Source organism: Microbispora sp. KK1-11, assembly GCF_006874435.1.
Taxonomy (GTDB): domain Bacteria; phylum Actinomycetota; class Actinomycetes; order Streptosporangiales; family Streptosporangiaceae; genus Microbispora; species Microbispora catharanthi.
This window is the reverse complement of record NZ_VIRJ01000025.1, coordinates 90,069-111,378: the sequence shown is the minus strand read 5'-3', so window position 1 is coordinate 111,378 and position 21,310 is coordinate 90,069. Positions and strand designations below refer to the sequence as shown.

Genomic DNA, 21,310 nt, shown 5'->3' with positions numbered 1-21,310 from the left:
TGAAACGGTCAACGGTGAGTCTCATGGTGCGCCCGTGGCGGAGCCTGCGGACGACCACCCTGAGGAGTGTGAGGCGATCATGCCGGTGAAGGTAGATGGCGGCGCCACCGCCTGGCTCCTGGCCTGTACCGCGCTCGTCCTGCTGATGACGCCGGGCCTGGCCTTCTTCTACGGCGGGATGGTCAGGGCCAAGAGCGTGCTCAACATGATCATGATGAGCTTCGTCTCGATCGCCCTGGTCACCCTCGTCTGGCTGGCCGCCGGATACAGCCTGGCGTTCGGCCCCGACATCGGGGGACTGATCGGCGGCCTGGCCCACGTGGGGCTGCGCGACATCACCACCGGGTCGGTCACCGGGCAGGTGCCGACGCTGCTGTTCGCGACGTTCCAGCTCACCTTCGCCGTCATCACCGCGGCACTGATCAGCGGCGCCATCGCCGACCGGGCCCGCTTCTCGGCCTGGATGGTCTTCGTCCCGGTGTGGGCGCTCGTGGTCTACGCGCCCATCGCCCACTGGGTGTGGGGCCCCGGCGGCTGGATCCAGGCCATGGGCACGCTCGACTACGCGGGCGGCCTGGTCGTGGAGATCACCTCGGGAGCCTCCGGGCTCGCCCTGGCGCTGGTGCTCGGGCCGCGGATCGGGTTCAAGGCCGAGGCCATGCGCCCGCACAACCTGCCCCTGGTGCTGCTCGGCGCCGGGCTGCTGTGGTTCGGCTGGTTCGGATTCAACGCCGGTTCCGCGCTGGCCGCGGACGGCACCGCCGCCGCCGTCTTCCTCAACACCCTGGCCGCGGGATGCACCGGCCTGCTGGGCTGGCTGGTGGTGGAGCAGCGCCGCGACGGCCACCCCACCACGTTCGGGGTCGCCTCGGGCGTCGTGGCCGGGCTGGTCGCGATCACACCGTCGTGCGGCTCTGTCGACGTGCTGGGCGCCCTGGCGATCGGCCTGGCCGCGGGCATGATCTGCTCGCAGGCGGTCGGCTGGAAGTTCCGGCACGGCTACGACGACTCCCTCGACGTGGTCGGCGTGCATCTGGTCGGGGGCGTCGTCGGCACCCTGCTCATCGGGCTGCTGGCCACCCGCACACTCACCGGCGCCGACGGTCCCAGGGGCCTGCTGTACGGCGGCGGGCTGGCCCAGCTGGGCAAGCAGGCGATGGCGGTGCCGGTGGTCGCGTTGTACGCCTTCGCGGTCACCTACGGGATCGGCAAGCTGATCCACCGGCTGATGGGTTTCCGCGTCAGCGAGGAGGAGGAGGTGTCCGGCGTCGATCTGGCGCTGCACGCCGAGACCGCCTACGACCACGGCGTGCTCGACCACGCCGTCCGGCTGGGCGTGTCCACGGCGGTCCGTGACCGCGCCCGTGACCGCGCCCGTGACCACAGCCGCGACCACACCCCTGACCACGGCCGATGACGTGCGGCGGGGGGCCGGCTTCGCCGTAATCCGCTCCCTGTCCGGCTGACGTCGAATTGGCCTCATGATCGAGGTCGCAGAGGCAGCTCTTGCAGTCAAACGATTGATCGACAATCATGTCGCGCATGACGTCAACTAGTCAAACGTTTGACTGTGAGGATGATGCCCAATGGGCAAGGCGTTGAGCACGATTGCGGTTGCGGTCGCCGTGACGACGGCCGTGGCGACCGCCCCTCCCGCCTGGGGCATCGCATCAGCGGCCCCGGCCATGCCGCGGACGGCGACGGCGGCCCGGACGGCCACGTCAGCGTGGCGAGACGGGGCGTTCCAGGTGGACACCGCCGCCGTGGTGTCGCGCTCCGACCTGGTGCTCGAGGGCCCGGCCTGGCGCGACTACCAGAGCATGCCCCTGGGAAACGGCCACCTCGGTGCCGCCGTGTGGTCGCAGGACGGCTTCACCGCGCAGCTGAACCGCAACGACACGTTTCCGGACCTGAAGTCCGCCGGCCGGCTCGTCGTACCCGGGCTCTTCGAACTCGCCGGTGCGCCCGACTACCGGGGGCGGCTCAACCTGGCCGACGCCGTGCTGGAGCAGAGCGGGAGGGGCATGACGGCGCGCACCTTCGTCCGCGCCGACCGCGACCAGCTCGTGCTGGAGGTCACCGGGGCCAAGCCCGGGAAGGAGCAGACCGCCGACCTCGACCTCTGGGACGGACGCAACCCCGCCACCTATGCCGAGGGCGGGATCGGCGCGCTGGCGGAGACCTTCACCGATTCCATGTCCGGCGAGACGACCGGGGCCGTGGCCGCCGTCACCGCCGACGCCCGCGACGTGAGCGCCGCGGTGGTCGACGCGAACACGGTCCGGCTGACCTTCAAGCCACGCGCCGACGGCAGTTATCGCATCGTCGTGGGGGTCCCCGCGTACACCGGTGGTGACGTAGGCGAGGCCGGCCGCCAGGCGGTGGAGGGCGCGACCCAGGACCGGGTCGACGCGGCACACCTGAGCTGGTGGCACGGCTTCTGGAAGCAGGCCGCGCCGATGAGGATCACATCCCCGGACGGCACCGGCGAATACTTCGAGGCTCTTCGCGCCCAGCAGCTCTACACGACGGCGGCGACGCAGCGAGGCGAGCTGCCGACGGGCCAGGCGGGCGCCGCCAACATGCTCTACCCCTGGCAGGACACATCGGTCTCGCCGTCGACCTGGTTCCATTTCAACCTGCGTCAGCAGGTCGACGCCAACTACGGGGCGGGGACCGCAGGCTTCAACGCGCCGTACCTCAACCTCTACACCTCCCACCTTCCACAGATGAAGGCATGGACCGCGAGCCACTGGCCGGGCGCCGACGGCGTGTGCGTGCCCGAGCTGCTGCGCTTCGACGGCACACCGGACGGGTGCGTCGGCGGCGCCGCGCCTGCGTGGACGAACAGGATCCTCACCGGCGGTCTCGAAGTGGCGCACGACCTGTGGCGCCAGTACCGGTTCACGGGCGAGGCCTCCGTCCTGGACCAGGGTTACCCCCTGATGAGCGAGGTCGCGAGGTTCTACCTCTCCCTGCTCAAGGAGGGTGACGACGGGCTCCTGCACCTCGAACACGCCAACTCGTTCGAGACCCAGTGGGACACCACGGACCCCATGCCCGACCTCGCGGGCATGAAGGTCATGTTCCCGGTCATCGCCGACCTCGCCGACGCCCGCGGCGACGGCGACCTGGCCGGCCGGCTGCGTGCGGCGGTGAAGAAGCTGCCGGAGCTGCCCACCACCACGCGCGACGGCAAGAAGGTCTACGCCTGGTCCGCCACGAACGAACCGGCGAAAAACACCCAGAACACGGACATGGAGCCGCTCAGCCCCTGGGGTTTGGCGGGCCCGGACTCCACGGTCATGCAGGACACCTTCGCCGAACGGGTCTTCCCGCTCACCCGGGAGTGGGACGAGTCGCCGATCTGGGCCGCCGACCTCGGTCGCGCCGCCGACATGAAGCGGCTGCTCATCCAGGGCACCGCGGACCTGCAGAAGTTCCCGAACGGCTTCTCCGGGCACGGCCGCAACGACGACCCCGCGTCGATCCACAACATGTACAGCTCATGGAACGCCGTGGTGGCCAACGCCCTCCAGGACGCGCTCGTCCAGGCCGGCGACGGGACGGTGCGGATCGCGACCGCGCTGCCGGACGACTGGACCGTCGACGGGACCGTCGTGATCGCCGGCGGCCACCGGATCAGCACCCAGGTGAGCCGGGGCACGCCGACACTGGTCGGCATCCAGGCCGGATCGACGGAGAGGTTGAAGATCAAGAATCCCTGGCCGGGGACGCCGGTGCGGTTCGTCGAGGACGGCACGTCCGGAGGCCGGCCCGTGGTGGCTCCCACCCGCGACGCCGTCGTCTCGGCGCGGGTCGAGGCCGGGAAGTCGTACGTGCTGGAGCGGGCCGGCCGGCCGCACGGCTCCTTCAGCTTCCAGCAGGTCCAGGGCAGGCAGGCGAGCGCGGTCAAGCGCCTCGGCGCCCAGACCCTCGGCGTCCCGCGCACCACGCCGCAGATCCGCAGCGACGACGTGTCCGTCGTCGCGCCCGACAAGCTCCGCCCACTCGTGACGGCGGAGAAGGGCGTCTCGGCGTACGTCGACCGCAGCGACCAGATCACGTCGCTCCCGCCCGCGCTCGCCGGATCGACCCTGGTCAGGGGAGCCAACGGCGACGCGTCCCGCAACACCCCGGCCGGCTATCTGACGCTCGACCTGGCCAGGCCCGCACCGGTGTACGTAGCCTTCGACGGGCGGGGCGAGGGTACGTGGTGGCCGTCCTGGCTGCGGGACCAGGGCTTCACACGGACCGATATGACCGTCGGCAAGCGCGAGTTCCTGCGCCGGGCCGAGATCGTCGACGGCGGCCGGCTGCGGGTCTCGGGCGGCGGAGCGACCCTCTCGCGTGACGGGGCGGACTGGGGTGACCAGGTCATCGAGGTGAAGGTCCGCCAGATCCAGGTGGGCGCGAGCGTGATGTTCAGGGCCCCGGACCGCAGCAACGGCTACGTGTGGAACATCGGGGGCCCGCTCGGCAGCGCGGGCGGCCTCGGACAGTTGCGCATGAGCACGGTGGTCGGCGGCCGTTCCACGCTCATCGGCTCGGTCGTCCCGATCGAGCCCGCGGCCGGGAACGAGTACACGCTGCGGATCGAGGCGATCGGCGACCATCTGCGCACCTTCGTCGACGGCAAGCTGGTCGACGACCGGACCGACGACACCTTCGCGCGCGGACGCGTCGGCTTCAACCTCGGCGGCAGCGACATCGGCGAGTACGACAGCGTCAGGGTCAGCTCGCCCCAAGGCGCCGTGCTCTTCGACGACGACTTCTCCGGCGACCTGTCGAAGTGGGAGATCCCCGCCGACCGCCAGGACGTGCCGCTCGTCGTCTTCGAGAAGCGGATGCCGGCAGGTCGCGTGGTCCTGGGGCCCAATACGGGCATCTCGGGCCGTGGTGACTCCAGTTACCTGACCTTCGTCGGCGAACCCGGCAAGTAGCCGCCACTCGCGGCCGGCCGGTCCTTCGGCTGGTCGGCCGCACCTCACGCGTCCGAGCAGCCGCCGCGACAGCGGACGCCCGGGGGCGGGAGATCAGGTGTGGATCAGGCGGTGCAGGGCCTGCTCCCGGGCGAGCACGGCGGCGCCCTCGACGGTGGCCGTCGCCCCCAGACCGCTCCGGCGGATCTCGACGGGGATGGACAGGGTGCTCAGGGTCTCCTGGACGCCCTGTACGAGGAGCGGGTTGGAGCCCACCCCGCCGCCGAGGACCACCAGGCCGGGATCGAGCAGCGCGACGACCGCGACGATCAGCCGCCCGACCTGCGTGGCGTGCTCGGTCACGGCGCGCTGCGCCGGCGGGGAGCCCTCGCCCGCCCGCTGGAACAGCTCCTCGGCGCTCGCAGGCGGGGCTCCCTCCGACGCAGGCCACGCCGTCGCCGTACGCAGCAACAGGTGCTCGGCTCCGAGGAAGCGCTCCAGGCCCTCGGGGACGGGCTCCCGGCCGGCGTCCCACGGGAAGGGCAGGTGGGCGACCTCACCGGCCCAGCCGGACGCCCCGCGCAGCAGCCGTCCGCCGATGACCAGCGCCGCTCCTATCCGCACACCCGCCTGCACGTACGCGAACTGGGCGGCGTCCCGCGCCACGCCGAGGTTCCCCTCGGCGACGGCCGCGCAGTTGACGTTGTTCTCCAGGAGCAACGGGGCCTGGGGGAGGGACAGCGCCTTGAGCATGTCGTGCACCTCGGGCGACTGCGAGGCGGCGGCGGGGTCCCTGTCGGTCACGACGGTCGGCAGCGCGATGACGATCTGCCGCAGCGGCCCGCTGCCGCCCAGTTGCGGCAACGTCTCGCGCAGGAGCGCGCCCGCGGCGTCGGCACTGGCCGTCAGGTCCGCCGTGCCGGACCCGGACGCCGGGGACGTGACGTCGCGGCCGACCCCCAGCAGCCGCTCGCCGCTCAGCGCGTGCGCGTGGATGCGCGTGCGGGTGACGCCGACGTCGACGCCCAGCACGTGACCGGCCCCCTCGCCGATGCGCCACAGCAGCGCCGACCGGCCGGTGTGCCCCTGGACGGAGCCGTCCTCGCGCACGAGGCCGAGCTCCTCGAGCTCGGACATCGCCGTGGAGACCGTGGGCTTGGACAGGCCGAGGGCCTGGCTGATCTGGGGCCGGGTGGCCCGGCCGCGCCGGGTGAGCTCCGCCAGCACCGCCCGTGCGCTCGTGCTCAGTGATGTCATCCGGATCCCCGCAGCTCCCGCTTCCACTTGATCCTTTCGGACCTGCTCTTGACATATCCTAGCCCACTTCGTTAGGTAAATGACCTAACTAACTGGAGGCTGGTTATGCACTCGATCTCACGCCGGAGGCTCCTGAGCCTGCCGCTGGTCCTCGGCGCGGCCGCGGTCCTGCCCGGTTGCGCCGTGTCCGGACCTTCCCGCGGCAGCGGCGGCTCCTCGGGCCCCGTCACGCTGAACGCCCTGTTCATGAAGCAGGCCAGCTACAGCGAAGACGACATCCGCGGCATGCTCGCGGCGTTCCAGAAGGCCCACCCGGACATCACGGTCCAGCCGACCTTCGTCGCGTACGAGGCCCTGCACGACAAGATCGTGATCTCGGCGCCGGCCGGCACGTACGACGTCGTGCTGATCGACTGCATCTGGCCGGCGGAGCTGGCCAGCAAGAACATGCTGCTCGACGTCACCGGCCGCTACGAACAGGCCTGGCTGGACGACATCCTGCCCGGCACGCTCGGCTCCGTCACGTACAAGGACCGCAGGTACGGGATGCCGTGGATCCCCGGCGGGAAGATCTTCTTCTACAACACCCGGATGCTGAAGGACGCCGGGGTCGACGAGACGGCGATGTCGACCTGGGACGGCGTGCTCGAGGCCGCCAGGACGCTGAAGGCCAAGAAGGTCGTCGAGCATCCGCTGGTGTGGAGCTGGGCGCACGCCGAGGCGATGATCTGCGACTACGCGCAGCTCCTCGGCGCGTTCGGCGGCCGTTTCCTCGACGACGCGGGCAAGGCGGCCTTCCACCAGGGGGGCGGGCTGCAGGCGCTGGAGTGGATGAGGCGCACGCTCGACGAAGGGCTCAGCGCGCCCTCGTCGACGAAGCTCCTGGAGGACGACGTCAAGAAGGTCGTCGTGCAGGGCGACGCGGCGATCGCGCTCAACTGGGACTACATGTACAGCGAGTCCAACGACCCGAAGCAGTCGAAGGTCGTCGGAGAGCTGAAGCCCGCGATCAGTCCCAAGGGGCCGGGCGGTCAGGGGCCGGCGGTCGACGGGTCGATGGGCCTGTCGGTCACCGCGACCTCCAAGCACCCCGACGCCGCGTGGCAGCTCGTCGCCTTCCTGTGCGGGAAGGACAACCAGCTCCAGTACGTCGAGAGGTCGCTGCCGGTGTGGGACAGCGCCTACGAGGACCCGAAGCTCACGAGCGGGGCGCAGGCGCCGCTGGTGGCGGCCGACAAGGCCCAGTACGGCTCGCTGATCGAGCGCCCCCAGGTCGTGCAGTACAACGCGGTGAGCCAGGAGATCCAGGCCGGGCTGCAGTCCTGCCTGGTCGGCGGCACACCCGCGGCCCAGGCGCTCTCCGACGCCGCGGCCAAGGTCGACCGCGTCATCGGGGGCTGACCGGTGTCCCTGACACTGCGACGCCCCGCGAGCACGGCGCCGCCGGCGGCCGGCGCCGGGCGGGGGAAGGTCGAACGCCAGTGGCCGCTCGCCCTGGCGCTGCTGGCCCCGGCGATGATCGTCGTGTTCGGCGTCGTCCTGTATCCCATGGGCCGCACGCTGGTGCTCAGCCTCGTCGACGCCACCTCGGCGCTGCAGACCGACTTCTCGTTCTCCGGGCTGTCGAACTACACGGCGCTGCTGTCGGACTCCGAGTTCTGGGCCACGGTGTGGCGCACCGCCGTGTTCACCGTCTTCTCCACGGCGGTCGAACTCGTGGCCGGCCTGCTGCTCGCGCAGTTCCTCAACCAGCGCATCCGCGGCCAGTGGTTCTTCCGCAGTCTCGTGGTCCTGGCGTGGGCGCTGCCCACCATCGTCAGCGCCAACATGTGGCGGTGGATCCTCCACCCCGAGTACGGCGCGCTCAACGGCCTTCTGATGAACCTGGGCCTGCTCGACTCGTACAAGGACTGGGTCGGCGGCCCGACGCAGGCGCTGTTCGTGGTCGCGCTGGTCGACGCCTGGAAGACCACGCCCCTGGTGGCGATCCTGCTGCTCGCCTCGATGCAGACCATCGGCGACGACGTCTACGAGGCGGCGGCCATGGACGGCGCCGGGGCGGTGCGCCGGTTCCTGTCCATCACGATCCCGATGCTCAAGCCGGCGATCGCGGTCGTCCTGGTGCTGCGCACCATCGAGGCGTTCAAGGTCTTCGACATCATCTACATCATGACCAGGGGCGGCCCCGACTCCGGGACCACCACGATCGCCTTCTACACCTACCTGAAGGCCTTCTCCAACCAGGAGTTCAGCCTCGGCTCCGCGGCCGCCTACCTCACCGTGGTGTTCATCTTCGTGCTGTCGCTGGTGTACCTGCGCATGCTCCGCACCGACTCGGGGGGAACGGCGTGAGACCCTCTCGCTTCTACCGCCCCGCGATGTACCTGTGCGGCGCGCTGCTGGCCGCCGTCGTCCTCGGGCCGTTCGCCCTGCTGCTGCTCGCCAGCGTGTCCCCGCAGGCCGGCCTGCTCGGCAAGCCGCCCGACCTGTGGCCGGACTCGCCCACGCTGGACCGCTACGCGGCGATCTTCACGCAGGCGGCGGGCGGCGTGGCGGGCGACTTCCGGGTGGCCCTGGTCAACTCGCTGGTCGTCGCCGGGTGCAGCGTCGCGGTGAGCCTGGTGACCGGCGTGCTCGGCGCCTACGCGTTCGCGCGGCTGCGGTTCCCCGGGCGCAGGCTGGTGCTGTTCGTCTTCATGCTGACGTACATGATGCCGCCGCTGGCGCTCGTGGTGCCCATGTACATGACCGGCGCCGCGCTCGGCCTGCTCGACACGCGGACCTCGCTCGTCGTGGTCTACTGCTCCTTCACCACGCCCTTCGTCCTGTGGCTGCTGTCCGGCTACTTCCGCGCCCTGCCGGCCGAACTCGAGGAGGCCGCCCGCATCGACGGGTGCGGCCGGGTCGGCGCGCTGATCCGGGTGGTGCTGCCGGTGGCGCGTCCTGGCCTCATCTCCGCCGGACTCCTCGCGTTCCTCATGGCGTGGGACGAGTTCTTCTACGCGCTCATCTTCACCTCGTCCCCGGCGTCGAAGACGGTTCCCGTGGCGCTGGCCGAGTTCACCGGCCGCTACAGCCTCGACTTCGGCCTGATGGCCGCGGGCGGCCTGCTCGCCGCCGTGCCGCCGGTGCTCATCGCGCTGATCTTCCAGAAGCACATCACCCGCGGGCTGGCCGCGGGTGCCGTCAAGTAACCCTCGGTTTGAGAGAAGGTTCGATGTCCCACGACATCTCCATGTCCGACGCGCTCGACAGGCAGCCCGAGGCGCTGGCCTCCGCGGTGCGCACGCTGCGCGAGCAGCTCACGGGCTCCTGGCCCGCGCCGCGCCGCCCGCTGTTCGTGGCCATGGGCGCCAGCCACGCCGCGCTCGCGGCCTGCGTGCACCAACTGCGCGCGTACGGCATCTGGGCGAGCAGGGCCGGATACGGGGAGATCCCGGCGTCCGTCCCGGCCGCCGACGTCGACCTGGTGGCGGGGGTGTCCCAGTCGGGACGCAGCGCGGAGACGATCGACGCCCTGCGGGAGGTGGAGGCGGAGCGGCGGCTGGCCGTGGTCAACATCGCCGGGTCTCCGCTGGCCGAACTGGCGGGCACGGTGCTGAGCTGCGGGGCAGTGCCCGACTCCAAGGTGTCCACCTCCGGTTTCACCGTCACGCTCGCCGCCCTCGGGATGCTGGCCGACACGTGGGCGCTCGGCGGGCCCGCCGACGTCTGGCAGTCGCTGGCGGACCACCTGGACGAGGTCGGAAAGCAGGCGGAGGCCACCGTGGACGTCCTCGTGGAGGGCGTCGCGGACAGCGTGGCGGCCGACGTCGTCGGTGCCGGGGCGTCGCTGACCGCCGCGGAGGAGGGCGCGCTGATGCTGCGGGAGGCCTGCCGGCTTCCCTCCGCCGCGTACGAGACCCGGCAGTATCTCCACGGGCCGATGGAGTCGGCCGGCCGCACCGCGCACATCGTCCTCGGGGACGAGCGCGAGGCCGCGCTGGCCCAGCAACTGGCCGAGGCCGGCCACCGGGTGCTCTACGTGGGCCCCTGCGCGGCGCCGGTGCCGCACGTGGAGATCCCGCGGCTCGCCCCAGTGGCCCGCGCGATCGTCGAGAACGTCGTGCTCCAGCGGCTCGTCGTCAAGGTGGCCGCCGCGCGGAATGTTCCGGTGGGCGAGTTCGTGTTCTCGATGGACGACACGAAGGTGGACGCCCTCACCCCGGAGACCGCATGAGCCGGATGGCCGTCGGCGTCGACGTGGGCGGGACGAAGACCCACTGGCGTGCGGCCGGGGAGGAGGGCCACGTCGCGGACCGCGTCGTGCCCAGCGACCTGGGCTCGGACATGGACGACCTGGCCGAATGGCTGGTGTCGGACCTGCGCGAGTGGGGGGTGCCGTACGACGCCCTGGGCGTGGGCGCGCACGGATGCGACAGCGCGTCCCTGTGCCGGAGGCTGCGCGACCTGCTGACCGCGCGGCTCGCGGTCCCGGTGCGGGTGGTCAACGACGCCCACCTCCTGCCGCACGCGGCCGGCGTCCCCGGGGCGATCGGCGTGATCGCCGGCACGGGGTCGGTCGCCGCGGGCACGGGCCCCGGCGGCGAGCCCCTCCTCGCCGGCGGCTGGGGATGGGCCCTCGGTGACGAGGGATCGGCCGCCGGGCTCGTCCGCGAGGCCGTGCGCGCCACCTGCCTGCGGCACGACGCCGGCCTCCCGCCGGACGAGCTGGCACTGGGCCTGCTCGCGGCCTTCCACGCGGACGAGGTGCCGGGGCTGTCGCACGCGCTGACCCGCTCGCCCAGCGCGGAGGAGTGGGGCCGTCACGCTCCCGTCGTCTTCCGGGCGGCGCAGCAGGGATCGGGCGTCGCGCTGCGGGTCGTCGAGGAGGGGGGACGGGCGCTGGCGAAGCTGGTCGAGACGCTCGTCTCCCGTGGGGCCTCGGCCACCGCGGTGGTCGCGGCCGGCGGGGTGCTCACCACGCAACCCCGGCTGTTCACCGCCCTGGCGGACGCGCTGGGCAGGAGCCACCCGGACCTCCCCGTCATGCTGCTCGACGCCGACCCGGTGGACGGCGCGGTGCGGCTGGCCCGGGAGCTCCTCGCCGCTCCGCGCGGGTGATGCCTGTTCCGGTCACACGCAAGCGGCCCCAGTCCGGAGACGCCGGACCGGGGCCGCCAGGGCAGAAGCACGGATCGTCTAGTCGAGGCGGCGCCTGCCGTACAGGCTGGCGGTCAGGATGACTCCGACCGCGGCGAGAACCACCTGGATGATCAGTTCGATCCAGTCGATGCCGCGTGTGTCGGCGACTCCCAGGGCTCCGGCGATCGCCGTGCCGATGAGGGCGGCGACGATGCCGATCACGATGGTCAGCCAGATCGGGATGCTCTGACGTCCAGGGACGACAAGCCGGCCAAGTGCGCCGATGATGAGCCCGATGATTATGGCGGAAATGATGCCTGATACGGCCATTACTTCACGCTCCCATGGTTGACTGTCCCAGCTTGTGCCCTTCGGGTCCGCTTCGATACATAACGAATCGATAGCGCGTCGCTCTCCGCCGTTTTCGTCCAGCTCACACCGGCCGGATCTCCAGGGCCTTCTGGTAGCCGTAGCGGCCGTGACGCTCTGCCCGCTCTGCGGCCAGGTCGCCGACCAGCCCTCGGTCACCTTCTGCCCGGTGCTCGCGAAGGTGAAGCCGCCCCGGCCGGAGCCGGCCGCCCAGTCGCCGGCGCTGTAGGTCACCGTGCGGGCGACGGCGGTCCCGGCGGGGGTCGCCGTTCCGAACGCCAGTGTGGTGCCCAGGACGAGGAGGGACACCGTTCCCAGGAAGAGCCGAGTCGGTCGCATCACCATGTCCTGAGAGCCGGCCCTCGGCGTCGAACGCCGGAGGGCCGGGTGCCCGGCGGTGAGCGGGACGCCTACCAGGTGATCGGCATCGTGGTCAGGCCGTGTACGACGGTGTAGGAGCGGAACAGGGGCTCGCCCGCCAGTCGCAGGCCGGGGAACCTGCGCAGCAGGGCGGGGAACGCGATGCGCATCTCCATGCGGGCGAGGGGAGCGCCGAGACAATGATGGATGCCGTGTCCGAACGCGACGTGGCCGATGACATCCCGGCGGATGTCCAGGTCGTCCGGGTTGGGGACCAGCCCCGGGTCGCGGTTGGCGGCGGGAAGGGAGCAGATGACGGTCTCGCCGGGGCCGAGGGTCCGATCGCCCAGCCGGACCTCGGCCGTGGTGATCTTGGCTGTTCCTGAGTGCACGATGCTCAGCCACCGCAGCAGTTCCTCGACGGCGGCGTCCACGCGGTCAGGCTCGTCGCGCAGCAGCGTGAGCTGGTCGGGGTGCCGCAGCAGGGCGAGTGTGCCCAGGGACAGCATGTTGGCCGTGGTCTCGTGCCCGGCGAGCAGGAGCAGGCTGCCGATGCCGGCGAGTTCGGCGTCGCTCAACTCGTCGCCGTGCTCGCGTACGAGCATCCCGAGCAGGTCCTCACCGGGGTCGTTCCTGACCGTCTTGATCAGGCCTGCGATGTACGCCCGGGCCTCCGACGCCGCGGCCGCGCGTTCGTCCGGAGACAGGGACACGTCGAGGATCCGCTTGGACGTCCCCTGGAAGCCGGCCCGGTCGGCGTACGGCACGCCCAGTAGCTCGCAGATCACCAGGGAGGGAACCGGGAGGGCGAAGTCCGTCACCAGATCGGCGGGCGGCCCGCCGCGCTCCATGGCGTCCAAATGGTCGTCGACGATCTGCCGGACTCTGGGCTCCAGCCGGCGCATACGGCGGACGGTGAACTCAGCCGTGAGCATCCGGCGCAGCCGGGTGTGCTCGGGAGGGTCGGAGCCGAGCAGGTTGCCCGCGCGCATCTCGGCGGCCTCCTCCTTGCTGGGCGGCGGCGCGCCGGGCGGCCGGAGCGGAGGCACGAGCGCGTTGCTGTACAGCTCGGGATGGCTCAGCACCGTGCGGACGTCCTCGAACCTGGTGACCAGCCAGGCGTCGGTGCCGAACACGGTGCGGATCCGGGCCACCCCCTCGTCGTTCCGCAGCGCGGAGAGCTCCGGGGCGGGATGGAATCCGTCCCGTCGTATGTGCAGGGGTGGGGACATGTCGCGCACGCGACCTCCTCGGGTCACCGGCAGCCTGATGATCACCTTGCCACAATCGACCATAACTGTCCGGTGTGCGCCATGGACGGCCGTGACACGACTGTGTCGGCCACGTCGCCGGGCCGCTCACGTGATCAGGCGAACCCCCCGAGGGCGGCGGTGTAGATCTCGACGGCCTCCTCGATCCGGTGGACCAGGCAGTACTCGTCGGTGACGTGCGCCTGCTCGGGCTCGCCCGGCCCGCAGACCACCGTGGGCGCCCCGCCACAGGCGGCGGCGAGGACCGAGGCGTCGGTGAAGTAGCTGGCCGCCGGGCGGTCGCCGGGCGCGCCCGCCCCCGCCTCGACCAGGGCACGGACGAAGGGGTCGTCCGGCTCCGTCCAGATCGCGGGCAGGTCCACGAGCACGCCGAGGGTCGCCTCGTCGCCGAGCGCGGCCTGCAACCGCTCGCGGAGCCGTCCGTGGTCCTGGCCCGCGACGGTGCGCAGGTCGATGGTCGCTGCGGCCAGGTCGGGCACGGAGTTCACGTTGATCCCGCCGCGCACCGTCCCCACGTTCACCGTGGACCGGCCGAGCCAGGGATGGTCCGGCACCCCGGGGTCGAACGCCTCGACGGCGCCGATCACGCGGGCGAGCTTGTAGATCGCGTTGTCGCCCAGGTGCGGCATCGAGCCGTGGGCAGTCGTGCCCCGTGTCGTGGCCTCCAGCCAGAGCGCGCCCTTGTGACCGAGCAGCACCCGGTTGGCGGTCGGCTCGGCCACCAGCAGGGCGCGCGACCTGCCCACCAGGCCCGCGGCCACCATGCCGGCCGCGCCCTCGCAGCCGGTCTCCTCGCCCACGGTGAAGACCATCTCCAGGGCGGCCTTCGGCCCGGTGCGGCGCACGTGCCGCTCGGCGGCGACCACCAGCGCGGCGACGCCGGCCTTCATGTCGCTCGAACCACGCCCGTACAGGCGATCGCCGTCGATCTCCGCGCCGTGCGGCGCGTGCCGCCATGCCTGCCCGCCCAGCGGCACCGTGTCGAGATGCCCGGTCAGCGTCACCGGTTCGCCCGTTCCCCAGCGGGCGACCAGCCCGGTGCGGCCGGGCGCGTGCTCGTGCGTGCGCACCGCGAAACCGGCGTCCGACAGCCGTCTCGCGAGGGGTTCGGCCACCGCGGCCTCGCCCCCGCCCACCGAGTCGATCCTGATCAGCTCGCGTGCCAGCTCGACCGCCTCGTTCACGCGGTCTCCTTTCCCTCACTTACTCCGCGACGCCGGCCGCCACCGGCCGGCTGGTCTGCCGTACGACGAGCCTGGGAGCGATGGCGATGCGCTGCGCGGGCCGGGGGTCGCCGGCCTTGACCTGGCCGAGCAGGCGCACGGCCTCCGCCGCCATCTCCTCCACCGGCTGGCGCACGGTGCTGAGCGGCGGGTCGCACATCGTCGCGTGTCCCACGTCGTCGAACCCCACCACGGCCACGTCCTCGGGGACGCGCGCCCCGCCGAACCGCAGCGACCGCACCAGGCCCACGGCGATCTCGTCGTTCGCGCAGACGACCGCGTCCGGCAGCCGTCCGGCGTCCAGCAGCCTGCGCCCGGCCTCGACGCCCCATTCGAGGGTGAACTCGCCCAGCAGCGGTGGCAGGACCTCCACACCGGCCCGCGCCGCGGTGCGTTCGAACCCGCTGAGCCGCAGCCGGGCTGAGGAGCTCTCCAGGCGGCTGCCCGCGAAGACCACCGAGCGGGCCCCGCCCGCGATCACGTGCTCGACCGCGAGGGCCAGCCCGGCCTCGTCGTCCACGCCCACCCAGTCGGCCCCGCCGCCCTCGATGTAGCGGTCGACCTGCACCAGCGGCACCCGGCGGGCCGCGTCGAGCACCGCGGGTACGCTGGCCTCGATGTCGCACGGGCTGATGATCAGCCCGTCCACGCGCCGGGCCAGCAGGGTCTCCAGCCTGCGCGCCTCGACCTGCGGACTGTACTGGGACGCGCACAGCAGCAGGTCGGTGCCGGAGTTCTGCAGCTCGCGCTCCACGGCCTCGACGATCGTGGTGAAGAACGGGTTGCCGATGCCCGGGACGACCATGCCGATGGTGCCGGTGGTCTGGTCGCGCAGCGCCTTGGCGACCGCGTTCGGCTGATAACCGAGTTCGGCGGCGGCGCGCGCCACCCGCTCGGCCACCTCGGGCGTGACCTTGCGCCGCCCCGAGAGAGCACGGGAGGCCGAGGCCACGGAGACGCCGGCCGCGCGTGCCACGTCGTGAATCGTCACGCCCATCGTGTAATCGATTTCCCTTGATCTTTGCCAACGATCGACCTTGCCGACCTTTGTGACTCCAGGATCACACGGAACGATAGAGGTTCTGTGAGGAAACTGCACCTTGACGGTGCTTTTTTGGTCCCACTAGCATGCCCGAAACTCGGGTAATCGATTACCCAATCGATCTCATCCCTCCCGGCCCCCCGAAAGGCTCATCTCATGGCTCGATCCACGAGACTCACCCGCCTGACAGCGGCGACGACGATCCTGGCCACCGGCCTGCTGGCGGCGGCCTGTGGCGGCTCGGACGACTCCGGCGCCTCCGGAGGCTCCGGCGGAGACCGGCCGCGGGTCGGAATCGTTCAGATCAACCAGCAGGCGATCTTCTTCAACGAGATGAACGCCGGCGCCCAGCAGGCGGCGAAGGAGGCGAACGTCGACCTCACGATCTTCAACGCCAACGACGACCCGGCCAAGCAGAACGAGGCCATCGACAACTTCGTCCAGCAGCAGTTCGACGCGGTCATCGTGGTCGCCATCGACGTGGAGGGCATCAAGCCCGCCGTGAAGATCGCCAAGGACGCCGGGCTGAAGGTCGTCGCGGTGGACGCCATCGTCGACTCGCCCGCCGTGGACACCCAGGTGGGCGTGGACAACGCGGCGGCGGCCCAGCAGGCGGGCGACTTCGTCAACAAGTGGGCCCAGGCGCAGGGCCTGACCGCGCCGAAGATCGGCGTGGTGGGCGCGCTGAACTCCTTCATCCAGAACATCCGCAAGGACGACTTCAACAAGACCGTCGAGGGCGCCGGCGCGAAGATCGTGCAGACCGTCGACGGGCAGAACAAGCAGGAGGCCGCGATGACGGCCGCGGAGAACCTGCTCACCTCCCGGTCCGACATGAACATCGTGTACGCCACCGGCGAGCCGGCCCTGCTCGGCACGGTCGCCGCGGTGAAGTCGCAGAACGCGGGCGACCGGGTCAAGGTCTTCGGCTGGGACCTGACCAAGGAGGCCATCAGCGGCATCGACGAGGGGTTCGTCGCCGGGGTGGTCCAGCAGGACCCGAAGACCGAGGGCTACGAGGCCGTCAAGGAGGCCAAGGCCCTGGTCGGCGGCGCCCAGGCGAAGAAGAAGATCGACGTGCCCGTGACGATCGTGACCAAGGACAACGTCGACCCGTACCGCGCCACCTTCAAGTGAGCGGCGAAGGGACTCGCATGACGGACCAAGAGGCGGGTCGCGTTGATCGAGTGGTCATGCGCGACATCCGCAAGCGCTACGGAATGGTCGACGCGCTGCGCGGCGTGACACTGCGCGTCGGCCCTGGAGAGGTGGTGGGGCTCGTCGGCGACAACGCGGCCGGCAAGTCCACCCTCATGAAGGTGCTGGCCGGCGCCGTCGTGCCGGACTCCGGCGAGATCGTCTTCGACGGCCGGCCGGTCGCCTTCGCCAGCCCGAAGGACGCCCGCGAACTGGGCATCGAGATGGTCTACCAGGACCTCGCGCTCTGCGACGACATCGACGTGGCCGGGAACCTGTTCCTCGGCAGGGAGCCGCGCAAGGCCGGCGGGATGATGCTCGACGTACGCAAGATGCACGCGGACGCCCGGCGCCACCTGGACGCGCTGAACATCCGGATCCCGCTGACCGACATCCCCGTCGGAGGGCTGTCCGGCGGCCAGCGGCAGGCGGTCGCCATCGCCAGGGCGGTGACCTTCGGGCCCAAGCTGCTCATCCTCGACGAGCCGACGGCGGCGCTCGCCGTCGCCGAGGTCGAGACCGTCCTCGAACTGATCAAGACGGTCTCGGCCCAGGGCGTCTCGGTCATCCTCATCACGCACCGTCTGCAGGACCTCTTCCGGGTCTGCGACCGGCTGTGCGTCATGTACGAGGGCACGCTCAGGGCCGACCTGGACGCCCAGAACACGAGCCTCGAACGGCTCGTGTCCGAGATCGTCGCCCACGACGAGGGAGACAAGGAGGGGAGGCGACGGTGACCGCCACCGGGACCGGGACCAGCCAGCGGGTCGTCACAACCAGGTCGGCCCGGGCCAACGCCCACATCGGCCGGCACGCGCAGACGATCGCGATCGCGGTCGTGCTGGTGGTCCTGCTCATCTTCTTCGCGTTCTCCGCCGACCGGTTCGCCACGACGGGCAACATACTCAACCTGTTGCGGCAGATCGCCCCCACGCTGGTCGTCGCGACCGCGATGACCTTCGTGATCAGCACCTCGGGCATCGACCTGTCGGTCGGCTCCACGGTCGCGCTGTCCGGGTCGCTGCTCGCGATCGTGCTGCAGCACGGGTGGAACCCCACCCTCGCCCTGGTCGCGATCCTCGCGCTCGGCGCGCTGATCGGGTTCGTGAACGGGTGGTTCTCCTCCTACCAGAACATCCCGCCGTTCATCGTCACGCTCGCGATGCTGTCGATCATGCGGGGTACGGCGCTGCGGGCCACCGAGGGCTACTCGACCCCCATCGACGGAGACCTCTGGATCGTCCAGATCGGTCAGGGCCGCATCGCCGGGGTGCCCGTCCCGGCCATCCTCGCCGTGATCGTCGCGCTCGTCGGCTGGCTCGTCCTCACCCGGACGCCGTTCGGCCGTTACGTCATCGGCCTCGGCTCCAACGGCGAGTCGCTGCGCCGCACCGGTGTGAACACGCGGAAGGTCGGGCTGACCGTCTACGTGCTCACCGGCCTGGCGGCGGCGATCGCGGGCGTGCTGATCGCCACCCGCCTCAGCTCCGGCTCGTCCAACGCCGGCACCGGCTTCGAGCTGGAGGTCATCACGGCCGTCGTGCTCGGCGGCACCAGCCTCTTCGGCGGCCGGGCGAGCATGCTCGGCACGATCCTCGGCGCGCTCACGCTCGGCGTGATCGCCAACGGCCTGGTGCTGCTGCACGTCTCGCCGTTCTACGTGCAGATCGTCCAGGGCGGCATCCTGCTGCTGGCCATCTTCGCCAACAGCAAGGTGTGGGCGAAGTTCGGAGCGATACGGAAATGACGTCCGCAGCCCGGACTCCGGCCGTGACGACCGTGCTCGGCCCGGTGTCCGCAGACGACCTCGGGATCACGCTCTGCCACGAGCATCTGCGCAACGACGGCGCCCGCGCCTGGCACCCCGCGCCGGAGGGCGACGCCGAGGGCGAGCTGATCGCCCGCGACCCCCTGCGGATGGAGTTCCTCGGCAGGCTCCGCAACGACCCGTACCTCTCCCGCGACAACGTGTCGCTGGACGACACGGGGACCGCGATCGAGGAGGTGCGCAGGTTCGCCGAGCGCGGCGGGCGCACGCTGCTCGAGGTGACCCCCGAGGGGATCGGGCGGGCGCCCGCCGAGCTGGTCGCGATCGCCCGCGCCACCGGGCTGAACGTCGTCATGGGCTGCGGTTTCTACCTGGAGAAGACCCATCCGGCCCGGGTCCGCTCGATGACCGCGGCGGACGTCGCCGACGAGATCGAGCGCGACCTGACCGAAGGCGTGGACGGCGTCCGCTCCGGCGTGATCGGCGAGATCGGCGTCTCGCCGGACTTCACCGCGGAGGAGGAGAAGGTGCTGCGCGGCGCGGCCCGGGCGCAGGCCCGCACCGGCGTGCCGCTCTCGGTCCACCTCCCCGGCTGGGTGCGGCACGGCCACCGCGTGCTCGACGTCATAGCCGAGGAGGGCGGTCTGCTCGCCGGCACCGTGCTCTCGCACCTGAACCCCAGCGGGGCGGACCGCGACTACCAGGTGTCCCTCGCCCTGCGCGGCGCCTACCTCGGCTACGACATGTGCGGCATGGACTACCTCTATCCGGGCGAGGGCCAGTCCCCGTGCGACGAGGAGAACGCCGCCGCGGTGGCGTGGCTGGTCCGCGCCGGGCTCGGGGACCATGTCCTGCTCTCCCAGGACGTGTTCCTGAAGACCATGCTCGTCCGCTACGGCGGCACCGGCTACGCCCACATCCTCACGCACTTCGTCCCGCGCCTGCACCGGCACGGGCTGACCGCCGGCGACACCACCCGGCTGCTCGCGGACAACCCGCGCGAGCTCTTCCTCGCCGCCGCGCGCGGCCACTGATCACACACACGAACAGAAGGAGACGATTTCCATGACCCGCGTGCTGGTCGCCGGCGAATCGTGGGTGAGCCAGTCGACCCACTTCAAGGGCTTCGACTCGTTCACGACGACCACCTACCACACCGGAATCGATCCGCTGCGGGACGTCCTGGTCGCCGACGGCATCGAGGTCGACCACCTGCCCGCGCACGACGTGCCCGCGTTGTTCCCCGGCACGTCCGAGGCGCTGGCCGCCTACGACGTGATCGTGCTGTCCGACATCGGGGCCAACAGCATCCTGCTGCACCCGGCCACCTGGCTGTCCAGCGAGAAGACCGTCAACCGTATCGACCTGCTGGCCGACTGGGTGGAGCAGGGCGGGGGCCTCGCCATGGCCGGCGGCTACCTGAGCTTCCAGGGCTTCGAGGCGAAGGCCGCCTTCGCAGGCACGGCGGTCGAGCGGGTGCTCCCCGCCCGGATCTCCCGCTACGACGACCGTGTCGAGACCCCGCAGGGCGTGCCCGGCCTGCTCGCCGACGACGCGCACCCCATCGTGGCCGGACTTCCCGCCCAGTGGCCCGACCTGCTCGGATACAACCGGTTCGCGGTGCCCGAGGACGCCACGCTGCTCGCGACCGTCGCCGGCGACCCCCTGCTCGCCGTACGGCAGGCCGGGGCCGGGCGCACTCTCGCCTGGGCCTCCGACATCGCCCCGCACTGGTGCCCGGACGAGTTCGTCTCCTGGGACGGCTACCGCACCCTGTTCACGCGGGCGGTCCTCTGGCTCGCGAAGGAGCTCTGACATGCCGATCCCGGTGATCCTCGACTGCGACCCCGGGCACGACGACGCCATGGCCATCCTGCTCGCGGTGGCCAACCCGGCGATCGACCTGCGCGCGGTCGCGACGGTCGCGGGGAACCAGACGGTGGAGAAGACCGCGCTCAACGCGCGGCGGATGCTGAGCCTGGCCGGCGTCAGCGACGTGCCGGTCGCCGCCGGCTGCGACCGCCCGCTCGCGGCGCCGCTGGAGATCGGCGACTACGTGCACGGGGAGAGCGGCCTGGACGGCCCGGCGTTCGGGGAGCCCAGCGTCCCGCTCGACCCCCGCCACGGCGTGGGCCTCATCCACGACACGCTGGCGGCCGCCGCCGAGCCGGTGACCGTGGTGGCCATCGGCCCGCTGACGAACATCGCCACGCTGCTCCGCCGTCATCCGGAGGACCGCGAGCGGATCAGGGAAGTCGTGATCATGGGTGGCTCCACCGATCGCGGCAACCACACGCCGTACGCGGAGTTCAACGTGTACGCCGATCCGGAGGCGGCGGCGGAGGTGCTCGGCAGCGGCGTGCCGACGACGTGGGTCGGGCTCAACGTCAGCCACCAGGCGCTGGTGACCGCCGACGTGCTCGCCAGGATCGAAGGGCTCGGCACCCCGCTCGCCCGCGTCTGCGTGGAACTGCTCACGTTCTTCGGCTCGACCTATCACGAGACCTGGGGGTTCCCCGCTCCGCCGCTGCACGACCCGATCACGGTGGCCTACCTCATCGATCCCACGGTCCTGACGTACGAGCGGGTGGGCCTGCGGATCGAGCTGGACGGCCCGCACACCCGGGGAGCGACCGTGGCCGACCTCCACCACCGCATGGACTGGGAGCCCAACGCGAACGTCGGGATCGGACTGGACCGCGACCGGTTCTGGGATCTCATGATCGGCGCGATCGAGACGCTCGGCCGGGCCTCCTGAGCATCGCCGTAGCACTGAC

18 protein-coding genes are annotated in these 21,310 nt (G+C 71.3%); 13 read left to right on the top strand and 5 right to left on the bottom strand.

Annotation, left to right across the window (positions count from 1 at the left end):
• Positions 1-34 precede the first annotated feature (34 nt).
• Both FLW16_RS30040 and FLW16_RS30035 read left to right on the top strand, forming a co-directional pair.
• Positions 35-1,417, top strand: a complete 1,383-nt coding sequence (locus FLW16_RS30040; protein WP_260615708.1) for an ammonium transporter — start codon at positions 35-37, stop codon at positions 1,415-1,417.
• 169 nt (positions 1,418-1,586) lie between these two features.
• Positions 1,587-4,943, top strand: coding sequence for a glycosyl hydrolase family 95 catalytic domain-containing protein (locus FLW16_RS30035; RefSeq protein WP_142563497.1), 3,357 nt, complete (start codon positions 1,587-1,589; stop codon positions 4,941-4,943).
• A gap of 93 nt (positions 4,944-5,036) precedes the next feature.
• Here FLW16_RS30035 and FLW16_RS30030 read toward each other — a convergent pair whose 3' ends face one another.
• Complete coding sequence (locus FLW16_RS30030) at positions 5,037-6,179, bottom strand: ROK family transcriptional regulator (protein ID WP_142563496.1); 1,143 nt, start codon at positions 6,177-6,179, stop codon at positions 5,037-5,039.
• 105 nt (positions 6,180-6,284) lie between these two features.
• Between FLW16_RS30030 and FLW16_RS30025 the strand changes: the two genes are divergently transcribed.
• The 5 genes from FLW16_RS30025 to FLW16_RS30005 are packed head-to-tail and all read left to right on the top strand — an operon-like array spanning position 6,285 to position 11,282.
• Positions 6,285-7,580 carry a sugar ABC transporter substrate-binding protein gene (locus FLW16_RS30025; protein ID WP_142563495.1) on the top strand — a complete coding sequence of 432 codons (1,296 nt, stop codon included), beginning with the start codon at positions 6,285-6,287 and terminating at the stop codon, positions 7,578-7,580.
• Positions 7,581-7,583: 3 nt separating this feature from the next.
• Positions 7,584-8,531, top strand: a complete 948-nt coding sequence (locus tag FLW16_RS30020) for a carbohydrate ABC transporter permease (RefSeq protein WP_221891354.1) — start codon at positions 7,584-7,586, stop codon at positions 8,529-8,531.
• Positions 8,528-9,373 (top strand): carbohydrate ABC transporter permease, encoded by an 846-nt coding sequence (locus FLW16_RS30015; protein WP_221891353.1) that lies wholly within the window; start codon positions 8,528-8,530, stop codon positions 9,371-9,373. Before FLW16_RS30020 ends, FLW16_RS30015 begins: the two co-directional genes overlap by 4 nt.
• 23 nt (positions 9,374-9,396) lie before the next feature.
• Complete coding sequence (locus FLW16_RS30010; RefSeq protein ID WP_221891352.1) at positions 9,397-10,398, top strand: SIS domain-containing protein; 1,002 nt, start codon at positions 9,397-9,399, stop codon at positions 10,396-10,398.
• Positions 10,395-11,282: an N-acetylglucosamine kinase gene (locus FLW16_RS30005; RefSeq protein WP_142563494.1), complete on the top strand. Its 888-nt coding sequence runs from the start codon at positions 10,395-10,397 to the stop codon at positions 11,280-11,282. The genes FLW16_RS30010 and FLW16_RS30005 overlap by 4 nt, the downstream gene beginning before the upstream one ends.
• 78 nt (positions 11,283-11,360) lie before the next feature.
• On the opposite strand, the gene FLW16_RS30000 is transcribed toward FLW16_RS30005, so the two are convergent.
• The 4 genes from FLW16_RS30000 to FLW16_RS29985 all read right to left on the bottom strand — a co-directional run bounded on the left by FLW16_RS30000 (position 11,361) and on the right by FLW16_RS29985 (position 15,523).
• Positions 11,361-11,633, bottom strand: coding sequence for a GlsB/YeaQ/YmgE family stress response membrane protein (locus tag FLW16_RS30000; RefSeq protein WP_142563536.1), 273 nt, complete (start codon positions 11,631-11,633; stop codon positions 11,361-11,363).
• Positions 11,634-12,082: 449 nt separating this feature from the next.
• The gene (locus FLW16_RS29995) at positions 12,083-13,264 is read right to left on the bottom strand and encodes a cytochrome P450 (protein WP_142563535.1); all 1,182 of its coding nucleotides are present in this window, start codon (positions 13,262-13,264) and stop codon (positions 12,083-12,085) included.
• A 134-nt stretch (positions 13,265-13,398) separates the two neighbouring features.
• Positions 13,399-14,487 carry a M20 family metallopeptidase gene (locus tag FLW16_RS29990; protein WP_142563493.1) on the bottom strand — a complete coding sequence of 363 codons (1,089 nt, stop codon included), beginning with the start codon at positions 14,485-14,487 and terminating at the stop codon, positions 13,399-13,401.
• A gap of 19 nt (positions 14,488-14,506) precedes the next feature.
• A complete protein-coding gene (locus tag FLW16_RS29985) occupies positions 14,507-15,523 on the bottom strand; it encodes a LacI family DNA-binding transcriptional regulator (protein WP_142563492.1) in 1,017 nt (338 codons plus the stop codon).
• A gap of 201 nt (positions 15,524-15,724) precedes the next feature.
• Between FLW16_RS29985 and FLW16_RS29980 the strand changes: the two genes are divergently transcribed.
• Genes FLW16_RS29980 through FLW16_RS29955 form a run of 6 tightly spaced genes read left to right on the top strand, consistent with a single transcriptional unit; the run spans position 15,725 to position 21,291 of the window.
• Positions 15,725-16,705, top strand: a complete 981-nt coding sequence (locus FLW16_RS29980) for a substrate-binding domain-containing protein (protein ID WP_142563491.1) — start codon at positions 15,725-15,727, stop codon at positions 16,703-16,705.
• A 17-nt stretch (positions 16,706-16,722) separates the two neighbouring features.
• Positions 16,723-17,502, top strand: a complete 780-nt coding sequence (locus FLW16_RS29975) for an ATP-binding cassette domain-containing protein (protein WP_142563490.1) — start codon at positions 16,723-16,725, stop codon at positions 17,500-17,502.
• Complete coding sequence (locus FLW16_RS29970) at positions 17,499-18,512, top strand: ABC transporter permease (protein WP_142563489.1); 1,014 nt, start codon at positions 17,499-17,501, stop codon at positions 18,510-18,512. Before FLW16_RS29975 ends, FLW16_RS29970 begins: the two co-directional genes overlap by 4 nt.
• A complete protein-coding gene (locus FLW16_RS29965) occupies positions 18,509-19,567 on the top strand; it encodes a phosphotriesterase (protein ID WP_142563488.1) in 1,059 nt (352 codons plus the stop codon). Before FLW16_RS29970 ends, FLW16_RS29965 begins: the two co-directional genes overlap by 4 nt.
• 31 nt (positions 19,568-19,598) lie before the next feature.
• On the top strand, positions 19,599-20,348 hold the full coding sequence (locus FLW16_RS29960; RefSeq protein ID WP_142563487.1) for a glutamine amidotransferase: 750 nt from the start codon (positions 19,599-19,601) through the stop codon (positions 20,346-20,348).
• Position 20,349: 1 nt separating this feature from the next.
• Complete coding sequence (locus FLW16_RS29955) at positions 20,350-21,291, top strand: nucleoside hydrolase (RefSeq protein ID WP_142563486.1); 942 nt, start codon at positions 20,350-20,352, stop codon at positions 21,289-21,291.
• Positions 21,292-21,310: the final 19 nt, after the last annotated feature.

Coding starts and splice junctions, on each gene's coding strand:
- FLW16_RS30035 (WP_142563497.1), top strand. CDS start 1,587: ATGGGCAAGGCGTTGAGCACGATTGCGGTTGCGGTCGCCGTGACGACG.
- FLW16_RS30030 (WP_142563496.1), bottom strand. CDS start 6,179: ATGACATCACTGAGCACGAGCGCACGGGCGGTGCTGGCGGAGCTCACC.
- FLW16_RS30025 (WP_142563495.1), top strand. CDS start 6,285: ATGCACTCGATCTCACGCCGGAGGCTCCTGAGCCTGCCGCTGGTCCTC.
- FLW16_RS30010 (WP_221891352.1), top strand. CDS start 9,397: ATGTCCCACGACATCTCCATGTCCGACGCGCTCGACAGGCAGCCCGAG.
- FLW16_RS30005 (WP_142563494.1), top strand. CDS start 10,395: ATGAGCCGGATGGCCGTCGGCGTCGACGTGGGCGGGACGAAGACCCAC.
- FLW16_RS30000 (WP_142563536.1), bottom strand. CDS start 11,633: ATGGCCGTATCAGGCATCATTTCCGCCATAATCATCGGGCTCATCATC.
- FLW16_RS29995 (WP_142563535.1), bottom strand. CDS start 13,264: ATGTCCCCACCCCTGCACATACGACGGGACGGATTCCATCCCGCCCCG.
- FLW16_RS29985 (WP_142563492.1), bottom strand. CDS start 15,523: ATGGGCGTGACGATTCACGACGTGGCACGCGCGGCCGGCGTCTCCGTG.
- FLW16_RS29980 (WP_142563491.1), top strand. CDS start 15,725: ATGGCTCGATCCACGAGACTCACCCGCCTGACAGCGGCGACGACGATC.
- FLW16_RS29975 (WP_142563490.1), top strand. CDS start 16,723: ATGACGGACCAAGAGGCGGGTCGCGTTGATCGAGTGGTCATGCGCGAC.
- FLW16_RS29965 (WP_142563488.1), top strand. CDS start 18,509: ATGACGTCCGCAGCCCGGACTCCGGCCGTGACGACCGTGCTCGGCCCG.
- FLW16_RS29960 (WP_142563487.1), top strand. CDS start 19,599: ATGACCCGCGTGCTGGTCGCCGGCGAATCGTGGGTGAGCCAGTCGACC.
- FLW16_RS29955 (WP_142563486.1), top strand. CDS start 20,350: ATGCCGATCCCGGTGATCCTCGACTGCGACCCCGGGCACGACGACGCC.